Source organism: Neobacillus drentensis (genome assembly GCF_036966985.1).
GTDB lineage: Bacteria > Bacillota > Bacilli > Bacillales > Cytobacillaceae > Neobacillus > Neobacillus drentensis_E.
The window spans coordinates 1-9,766 of sequence record NZ_JBALSN010000315.1 but is presented as its reverse complement, the minus strand read 5'-3'; the positions used below and the strand labels follow the sequence as shown (position 1 = coordinate 9,766).

The following is a 9,766-nucleotide window of genomic DNA, read 5'->3' as shown; positions in this document are numbered from 1 at the left end:
ATGAAAAGACGCGTGTAGATCCTCGGGTACTTCGGACCCGCCAATTAATAAAAGACGCGTTAATAGATTTGCTGCAGGAGATGGAAATAAATAAAATCACTGTTAACCGGATTGCTGAACGTGCAACCATCAACCGTGTTACATTTTATCTGCATTATCATGATATACAAGACATGCTGGAGAAGATGGCGCAGGAAATGGCCGAGGATATTGAGGGCATTATGATGAGTACGACAACAAACATGAATTCCTCTGAAGAAATGGATTCGTTGAAACTTATAAACTTGCTTGAGCATATAGCGGAGAATGCCAAATTCTATAAAGTCGTTCTTGGTTCCACACGAACGCCAATCTTTACAGAGCGATTATTAAAAATACTTACGAAATCAATAACAGAGAGAACGGAGTTAGATTCCATGCTCGCTACTACCGATATCCAAAGGGATATTGCTATTTGGCACGGTTCTTCAGCTCTTATCGGCACGATCGTAGCTTGGTTACGTAAAGACATGCCTTATACACCGCAATTCCTTGCTAAGCAGATGTATATGCTTTTTCATTTAAATAAAGATATTAGGAAATCAACATGAAAAAGTAACTAAACTAGTTGGGCCTTTTTGATAGTTGTTAACTACTGGGCTTATCCTTTCACAATCTATTCCTGTATTCAAAAAGGCACTATTTCTAGTGCCTTTTTACTTCATATTCTTTTATCCGTCACCAACTAAAAGGGCCTCAAAAGGTCGATAACACGACTTTTTTAGGCCACTTTTAATTACTTTTCTTTTTTATCTACAACAGAAGGTTGTGCATAGATCTCGAATTTGTCAAACGCAGGTGTATATTGTTTAGGTACCATTACGGTATCGACAAATGGGGATGTTCCAGATCCGTTACTTCCTCCATATGGATTTGCACCACCATTATATGTGTTATTATTATAAAATTTAATGCTATTTTTACCCTTTTTAAGATTAACGTCAATGGTAACCGTAGCAAATTGCTGCCATGAAATGGTATTTTTGAAATATACCGTTTCTGCCTCACCGCCATTTACGGAAATTTGTGCATACCTTTCCACCACATTATTGTTGTAGGAATGCGATCCAGAATACTCACCGTTAGCATATTGGACTACAAGATTATAGCGACCTGATTCTGGTACTTCCACTTCAGTAAGCTCCAAATTTCTTTCCTTACCGTCATAGGAAGTAATACCATTTACATATTTGCGCCTGATGCATATTTTGCAAGCGCATCATCACGAATTAATGAAGGATCCCCTTCAGCTGGCTCCCCAACCACTTTAGCATTTTCTGCTTCCTCTGAGTAAATTGGATTACTATTTACGTAGGAAGCATTAAGATAATCTAAGCTTAGTTTCGAACTGGATTGAATATCAATTAAATTAATTCCTTCACGTAAGAACATCCTTACTTTCTTGCTCTGCCATTTTCCATTGGTATTATTTACTGGGATGTTCAATACATTCTTTCGATCATGATCAATAGAAAGATCACCAGTATTTTGGGTAGCATATCTAATGGTTACACTTTGGATTTAAATTAAGATTTTTTAATTACACGTTAGGTCTTCCTCATTTTGTTTCCTACTAAATATTAAAACCTGGCTACTGGTTTGTATTTAGGTACTCTTGGTAAATTTATTGAAAACCTTTGAAAAAACAGAATTTCTTTATCTAACTTTTGACTTATAAATAATACATTCGGATCATTTAGTCCACTCACTTTTGCTAAATCATACATCGTCTGCTGATATTCCCTTATTTTCTTTTCGGTTTGTACCAATTTCAACAGTAACACGTGCCGTACCTCCTTTTTCTCCTTTCATTATGTCTTGAATAAAAGCAGCTAAAATGAATATACAAATGGTTAAGATGCCTTCAGGATTAAACAACCTATGTTTAATCCCGAGGCATCAAAAAAAGCTATTATATCCAAGCTATTTTATATAGAGCTTATTCGATAAAGAAATCAAAATATTTGCCTGTTTTTCAGTAATTGTTTCCCCAATTTGGGCAGAAAGTTCATTTACAAACGCCTTCAATTTACCTTCTACGGCCTGTTTGTTACCTTTAGCGGCCGCTTCTTTTGCCGACTGGAGTTTTGCAACTAGTGAATGCGACACCCCATCCTTACTTACAAAAGATTGAGTCAATCGGCTTAAACTATCAAAATCGACTGTTACCGTAAATTCGGTTTCAACTACCGCTGTATTTCCGGCTTTGTCAGTAGCCGTGGCCAAGAGTTTATGAACACCAACCCCGAAATCATAAGCATATCCTTCAGTGCTTGGACAATTCACGGAAGCAACCCCTGACAAATCATCAGATGCACTGCAGGTAATCGCTATCTTGGCATCAACTGGATAGGTACCATCATTACCGGTAAATTGAATCACAGGAGGAGTAATATCTTTTTTGACATGAACCTCACTAACGGCCATATAGCCTCCATCAACTGTCGTTGCAGTGATCTTTGCTATACCTTCCTTAAATGCGGTAACATTCCCATTTTCATCTACAGCAGCTACTTCTTCATTATTGCTAGACCACAGGACCTCTTTATTAACTGCCTCATTAGGTGTTACCATTGCAGACACCCGTTCTTTTTGTCCTTGTACTAGTTCCATTTTTTCCTTATCTACCGTAACGCTTGTTACTTTTTGAATTGGATCTTCTTTTTTAACTTTGGGAACATTTGCAAGTAAAGCCTCATGTTCCCGCTTTGTAACCGGCAATACTGTCCCATGGCGAGGGCGTGCAGGTAACTTATAGTCTGTAGACATTTTCCACTCACCAGACTGTAAATTTGTAGTTTCAAATGGGACATAGCCCTTACCGCCAAATTCATCTACAAACATGTACCATTTTTCTTCCGTATTCGATTTAAAGATGGTTGGTCCTTCACCAGCACCAATGGAACCTTTTCCAATCCCTTCTTTAATAAGATTGAAAGTAGGATCAAGAACCGAATCTCCAACCTCTTCAAAAATAAATTTACCGTTTGGAGAGGATGTTGTGTTATTTCTTTCATCTTTTGTAAAACGATAGAATTTTCCATCATGTTTAATCATGGTTGTATCAATAACGGAATAGCCATAATCCATATATACTTTCGGTTCAGTAAACGTATAAAAATCTCTTGTTTTACTGTACATCATTTTGTTATAAGTAGAACCGGTATGCTCCTCATTGTCATACACTTTAGAAGCCCAATACACGATGTACTCTCCAGTGGTTTCATCATATGTAACTTCCGGAGCCCATGTGTTTCCTGCCTCTTTCGGAGAAACTTCTACCTTTCTTTGCTCTGACCAATTAATTAAATCAGTGGATTCCCAGACCATAATGGAGCGACTCCCTGATCTTTGAGCTCTATCCCAATTCCAATCTCCGTTAATTTTCAAATCTGTCGCGATTAAATAGAACTTATCTCCTTCAGGAGAACGAACAATAAATGGATCTCTAAGTCCTTTTTCACCTAAATTCGATGTAATTGCCGGGGCTCCATTGTTTAGTTCATTCCATTTAAGCGGATTGTTTCCTTCACTCAGGGCAAAATAAATTTGTTCACCATTTGAGTAACCTTCTCCTGTAAAATAACTGAAGACGTATCCTTCATAGTTTTCCTTTTTTGGCATTTCTTTCACTTTAGCTAAAAACGCTTTTGTGATTGATTCCTTGTGTAATGTGAGAGTTGCCGTCAATTTAACCGTTTTATCACCTTCACCATTTCTAGGGCGTTTCACTTCTCCAGTTGGTGTAATGATAGATGGGTCATTTGATTTCCATGTGATCGTAGAACCATTAGCTCCCGTTTTCGGTAAAGTTAGATTGCCGCGAACATCATTAATGTTATGAACTTTCAAACCTTCTGCATCCATACGAACGGTCACTGAATCTTGAGGTTTCTTTAATACTGTAACAATAAATTCTTTTGACAAAGTCTTTTTACCATCCGTAATTTTAGCTGTAATTCCTACCGATTGGTCACCATCTTCAAAAGAAGGTCTATTAACTTTCCCATCATTTGTAATAATATTTTGATTTTGTGATTCCCAAGTGATGGTTGTTCCAAATGCCCCGTTTCTAGGGAATGATAAATCCGAATTAATTTCGTCTTTGTTTTGGTTTTGATTGATAAAAATGGAGTAATCTAATTTTTCAGCCGCGTGATTTAGCAGCAGTCCATCCATGGCAGCTATTTTTTTATTAGCTTCTTCTTTTAATTTACTTACTTCTGTTGCTGTCAAAGCTCCATTAAATACTTTAAAATCGGCGATCATGCCTCCAAAATATGGGTCAGCAGAATAAAAGGAACGCCCGATAAACCCACTTATACCATTAACATTGTTGATTTGTGCTAGTGTATAACCATTCGTAGAACCAGTACCCACTTCAACCCCATCAATGTACAGCTTAATCGTTTTATCTACACCTGACATAACAGTAGTTATCAACTTCCATTCACTCGACTTCAAGGGCCCAGTTGTCGCATTTGCACCCGCTTCATTCATCCAGCTTGTTATCCCGATTCCTGCTCTTGAAGAGCGGTCACCCGAGTTACGCTTCGGCGTCATAAACAAATATTTGTTACTGTCCTGACCTAACGCATATAACCATTCTGCTTCATTAACACCCTTCCAATTAACTAATGACGAAACAGTTACACTTTCCAAGTTATTTAATACACCTTGCGGCATTTCAATGTAGGAGCTCGTGGAACCACCTTTAAAGTCTATAGCCCCTGTATCTGTCCCTTTAATCAGTTCAGCATTTTGGGGATTTACGAGTTTTCCATCAAATTTCCCAATGCTATCTTTCACTGTTGTACCTTCAATATTATTCATATCGTAATTAAGAATTAACTTTGTTTCTTGTGGTTCCTCAGCAAATGTTGCTTGAGGAACCATTCCTGACACAGTATTGAAGAGCATCATGGTTAATAAAATAGTTGAAAATATTTTTTTCTTCTTCATGTTTCCCTCCTGATTAAAATGGTTTTATTATAGTAAATTCACTTCAGATTTCCCTATCATCATTGTTTCAAGTAGCGAGTGCTTTTCTTTCTTTTCTTTTAATAATCGTTTTGTTTCTTTCACTTTGAATAACAATTACTCGTTGCAAAACGATAAAGATAAACAACAAGACTCCAATAACAATTCTTGTCCACCATGAACTGAGTGTCCCTTCAAACATGATAATGGTTTGAATTACTCCCATACTCAGCACGCCAAACATTGGACCTACAACATATCCATACCCGCCGGTTAAAAGGATTCCACCTATGACACATGCTGCAATGGCATCCATTTCTAGACCTAATGCGTGAAGCCCATACCCTGACAACATATAGAAGGTGAAAACCAATCCTCCGAGTGCAGAACTAAAGCCACTGATAGCGTAAATGAGAATTTTCGTTCTTACAACAGGCAGTCCCATAAGCATAGCCGATTGTTCATTTCCACCAATGGCGTAAACCGTCCGGCCAAACTCTGTATATTTAGCCACAAACATGGCAGCCAATACAAACACGATACTAATCAGTACACTTATTGAAATAAAATATTGGTCACCCAGCATAATCTTATAGTGAGATAGCTTGGTAAACAATGGATCTGTTATTGTAATAGATTCGATGCTAATAAAATAACAAAGTCCTCTAGCCAAAAACAAACCTGCTAATGTAACAATCCATGGATGTAATTGAAAACGCTGAATGATGTATCCTTGTGCAAATCCAAATATGATTCCCAGTAAAAGAACTACAACCATAACAATAATCGGGTTTGCACCTTTCTGAAGCATACTTGCGGACACCATAGTGGTTAACGCAACAACCGATCCTACTGACAAATCGATTCCACCAGATAATATGACAAATACTAATCCTGTAGCAATGATGATTAAAAAAGCATTGTCGATAAATAGATTCAGAAAGACCTGTAGTGAAAAGAAGCCAGTATATCGAAAAGAACCTACACTAAATAAGGAAAGAAATAGAATTATGGTCGAAATTAACGTGATATTTAATTGACTAACTCGCAGCATGTTTCTCATTAGATTGAATTACTCCCTTCTTACGCTTGCCGCCCATTTTTAAGATAAATAAGCTCCTGAATTTTTCCGATTGAACAAGCGATACGATAATAACTACAATTGCTTCTACCACGAGTATACTTTCTGGAGGAACTCCAGTGGAATAAATAGTTGTCTTTAACATTTGAAGGAAAAGAGCACCGATAATGGTTCCTGATAGGTAAAACCTTCCACCGTTCATTGAAGTACCACCAATAACGACAGCTAAAATTGCATCTAACTCCATCCATAATCCAGCGTTATTTCCATCTGCACTCTTCACATTCGAACTTATCAAGATTCCTGCGATCCCAGCGCACAAACCACAGATTACATACGCCCAGAAAATGATCTTCTTCGAATTAATTCCAGTAAATCGGCTGGATTCCATGTTTCCTCCTACCGACTCTAAAAACAATCCCATTGCGGTTTTTCTCATAAGCAAGTAAACTAGTAACCCCACTACCGCGGCAACAAAAATAGCAAACGGTATCCCTAAAAAGTATCCACCGCCAAAAAAGCTAAACGGTTTATAGTAGACAGTGATAATTTGTCCTTCACTGAACAGCTGCGCAATTCCCCGTCCAACTGTCATAAGGATAAGGGTGGCTACCATTGGCTGAACACCTATTTTAGATACCAATGCGCCATTCCACATTCCGCAAAGGACGGAAGCACCAAGGGCAGCAAGGATGGCTAGCGCCATAGGTGTATCGCTTACATACTCTTGAACTCCATTGTTAACAACCAAAGTTCCTCCGATCAGGTAAGCTGCCATGGCACCTGATATCGCTACAACAGCTCCAACCGAGATATCCACACCAGCTGTGGCAATAACTAAGGTCATACCGATAGATACAATAATAAGCGGAGCCGCCCGATTTAATATGTCAATTAGGGTTCCAAATAAATGACCATTCTTGATTTCAATGGTAAAAAAACCTGGAATATAAAAATAATTAAATATAAGTAATGCTATAACCGCCATTAAAGGCCAAAATACTTTTGAATGCCTCAGTTTGTTCCATTGATTAAGAAACATTTGCGCCAGCTCCTGCTATAGTTTTCATAATAATACTTTCTGAAATATTCTCTCCGCGAAGCTGTCCAATCGGAGAACGGTCACGCAAAACAATTACCCGATCGCAACAAGCAACTAATTCTTCCAATTCGGAGGAAATAAGCAACACCGTCATGCCATCATTAGCAAGCGTTCTGATTAATTTTTGAATTTCCGTCCGAGTACCAACGTCAATTCCACGAGTCGGTTCATCCAATATAAGCAACTTTGGATTGGTTGCCAGCCATCTCCCAAGAATTACTTTTTGTTGATTGCCTCCACTAAGGTTCCGAATTTGTTGTTCCATTGATGGTGTAGCTATTCGCAGCATATTAATATATTTATTAGCGATTTCTTCTTGTTCTTTTCTAGAGATATAATTGAATATACCTCTTTTAGCCTGAAGAGCAAGAATCATGTTTTCCCTGATAGTTAATTCACCAATGATGCCCTCTTTTTTACGATCTTCCGGACAAAATCCCATCCCTTGTTGTATAGCTTTTTTAGGATACATGGCCGAAATCTTTTTTTCATCTATATAAATGACACCATCGTCCGCTTTATCAATTCCAAATATCAGTCTAGCAATTTCAGACCTGCCGGAACCAAGTAAGCCAGCAAGACCAAGAACTTCCCCTTTTTTCATTTCCAGATCAAATGGCTCTATCGTACCTTTTTTTCCTAGACTGACAGCTTTTAAGAAATGTTCTTCCTTTTTCTTTAAAGAAGAAACTATACTTTTGTTTTGTTTGCTGTGTTCTTTTTCATCAATTTCCCTACCAACCATTTTAGTTACTAGTTCTATCCTAGATAATTCACTCGTTTTGTACTCGCCAATGAGTTTACCGTTCCGAAGGACGGTAATTCGATCCGTTATTTCATAGACTTGATCTAAGAAATGTGTGACAAAAATAATTCCCATTCCTTCATCACGCAGCTTACGCATGATCTTAAACAACTGTTTTACTTCGTTTTCATCCAAACTCGCGGTCGGTTCATCCAAGATTAATACCCCTGCTGAAATATCAACTGCACGAGCAATCGCAATCATTTGTTGAATGGCAACAGAGTATGAAGAGAGTAATTTAGTCGGATCAATATCGAGATTCACTCGCTGCAGGATTTCTTTTGATTTTTGATTCATTAACTTCCAATCGATTCTGCCGCCTTTTTTCGGTGGTCTGCCAATAAAAATATTTTCTGCTACTGTCAAATTAGGGCATAAATTCACTTCCTGGTAAACCGTGCTGATTCCAATATTTTGGGCATCTAACGGAGATTTTGGTTCAATGTTCTTTTCGTCGAAAAGGATGGTTCCTCCATCTAAATTATGGACTCCGGTTAGCACTTTAATTAACGTCGATTTACCTGCGCCGTTTTCACCCATGAGAGCATGAACTTCTCCTTTACGAAGAGTAAAGTTAACGTCAGACAAAGCCTTCACTCCAGGAAAGGACTTTGTGACACCTTCCATGTATAGAATTGGTTTCTCTTGTATGAACATTGTTTTAATGCTCCTTTTGTTTATTTTATGAGTAATATAGGAGTTCCCTAATAAGAGAGCTCCTATATCGAAAAAAGCTTTTAATATTGTCGATTAGGGAATTCCTTCGCTGCATTAGTAGTATCATAGATGCCTTCTTCTGTCTTAATCCACTTTGGTAATTCTTTACCTGCTTTAACATCCTTAATGGCTTGCATCAACTGTTCCCCTAATAATGGGTTACATTCAATTGAGGCATTTAACTTGCCAGCCATCATTGCCTCAAAAGCACCTTTTACACCATCAACAGAAATGATTTTAATATCTTTCCCTGGAGTTAAGCCATATTCTTCAATCGCTTGAATTGCACCGATTGCCATATCGTCATTGTGAGAATATACGACGTTGATATTTTTTCCATCAGACTTTAAGAATGCTTCCATTACTTCTTTACCTTTAGTACGGGTAAAGTCACCTGTTTGAGATTTAATAATTTTATAATTCGTATGATCTTTGATTACTTCTTCAAAACCAGCTTTTCGGTCAATGGCTGGAGCAGAACCTACCGTTCCTTGGAGCTCAACGATATTTACGGGCTTACCGGTCTTTACATTGTCCAACATCCATTGTGCAGCTTTCTTGCCTTCCTCAACGAAATCTGATCCAATCATCGTTTTATAAAGGGATGGATCCGCATCTACAGCACGGTCAGTTAAAATAACAGGAATACCAGCTGTTTTCGCTTCTTGAAGAACTGTATCAAAACCTGTTTGAACAACAGGAGAGAAAGCGATTACATCCACCTTCTGAGCAATAAACGAACGGATTGCTTTAATTTGGTTTTCCTGTTTTTGCTGGGCATCTGAGAACTTTAACTCGATTTGTGGATCTTTTTCTGCACTTTCTTTGACTGACTTAGTATTAGCGGTTCTCCACTCGCTTTCAGCTCCTACTTGTGAAAAACCAACGACAATCTTGCCATCTTTCCCACCGCCTGATCCACTACTAGCCTGTTGGTTGTTTCCAGCAGCGCATCCTGTCAATAATGAAATCGCAGTTGCTGTTGAAATTAACGCAGTAAACAATTTTTTAAATTTTTTCATTTGACTTCCCCCTTTAATAT

Annotated in this window: 9 protein-coding genes; 1 reads left to right on the top strand and 8 read right to left on the bottom strand. The window is 38.0% G+C overall.

Annotation, left to right across the window (positions count from 1 at the left end):
• On the top strand, window positions 1–590 hold a 590-nt coding region (locus V7659_RS20065; RefSeq protein ID WP_335541705.1), incomplete at its 5' end, for a TetR/AcrR family transcriptional regulator.
• A 185-nt stretch (window positions 591–775) separates the two neighbouring features.
• Here V7659_RS20065 and V7659_RS20060 read toward each other — a convergent pair.
• The 8 genes from V7659_RS20060 to V7659_RS20025 all read right to left on the bottom strand — a co-directional run bounded on the left by V7659_RS20060 (window position 776) and on the right by V7659_RS20025 (window position 9,746).
• The gene (locus V7659_RS20060; protein ID WP_335541704.1) at window positions 776–1,171 is read right to left on the bottom strand and encodes a hypothetical protein; all 396 of its coding nucleotides are present in this window, start codon (window positions 1,169–1,171) and stop codon (window positions 776–778) included.
• 50 nt (window positions 1,172–1,221) lie between these two features.
• The gene (locus V7659_RS20055) at window positions 1,222–1,431 is read right to left on the bottom strand and encodes a hypothetical protein (RefSeq protein WP_335541702.1); all 210 of its coding nucleotides are present in this window, start codon (window positions 1,429–1,431) and stop codon (window positions 1,222–1,224) included.
• Window positions 1,432–1,619: 188 nt separating this feature from the next.
• Entirely contained in the window at window positions 1,620–1,823 is a 204-nt protein-coding gene (locus tag V7659_RS20050) for an aspartyl-phosphate phosphatase Spo0E family protein (protein ID WP_335541701.1), read from the bottom strand.
• 139 nt (window positions 1,824–1,962) lie between these two features.
• Window positions 1,963–5,001 carry an immunoglobulin-like domain-containing protein gene (locus V7659_RS20045; protein WP_335541699.1) on the bottom strand — a complete coding sequence of 1,013 codons (3,039 nt, stop codon included), beginning with the start codon at window positions 4,999–5,001 and terminating at the stop codon, window positions 1,963–1,965.
• 67 nt (window positions 5,002–5,068) lie between these two features.
• A complete protein-coding gene (gene yjfF, locus V7659_RS20040; protein WP_335541698.1) occupies window positions 5,069–6,082 on the bottom strand; it encodes a galactofuranose ABC transporter, permease protein YjfF in 1,014 nt (337 codons plus the stop codon).
• Window positions 6,060–7,142, bottom strand: coding sequence for an ABC transporter permease (locus tag V7659_RS20035; protein WP_335541696.1), 1,083 nt, complete (start codon window positions 7,140–7,142; stop codon window positions 6,060–6,062). The genes yjfF and V7659_RS20035 overlap by 23 nt, the downstream gene beginning before the upstream one ends.
• Window positions 7,132–8,664: a sugar ABC transporter ATP-binding protein gene (locus V7659_RS20030; protein ID WP_335541694.1), complete on the bottom strand. Its 1,533-nt coding sequence runs from the start codon at window positions 8,662–8,664 to the stop codon at window positions 7,132–7,134. Before V7659_RS20030 ends, V7659_RS20035 begins: the two co-directional genes overlap by 11 nt.
• Before the next feature lie 80 nt (window positions 8,665–8,744).
• On the bottom strand, window positions 8,745–9,746 hold the full coding sequence (locus tag V7659_RS20025; RefSeq protein ID WP_335541693.1) for an ABC transporter substrate-binding protein: 1,002 nt from the start codon (window positions 9,744–9,746) through the stop codon (window positions 8,745–8,747).
• Between the last annotated feature and the right edge of the window lie 20 nt (window positions 9,747–9,766).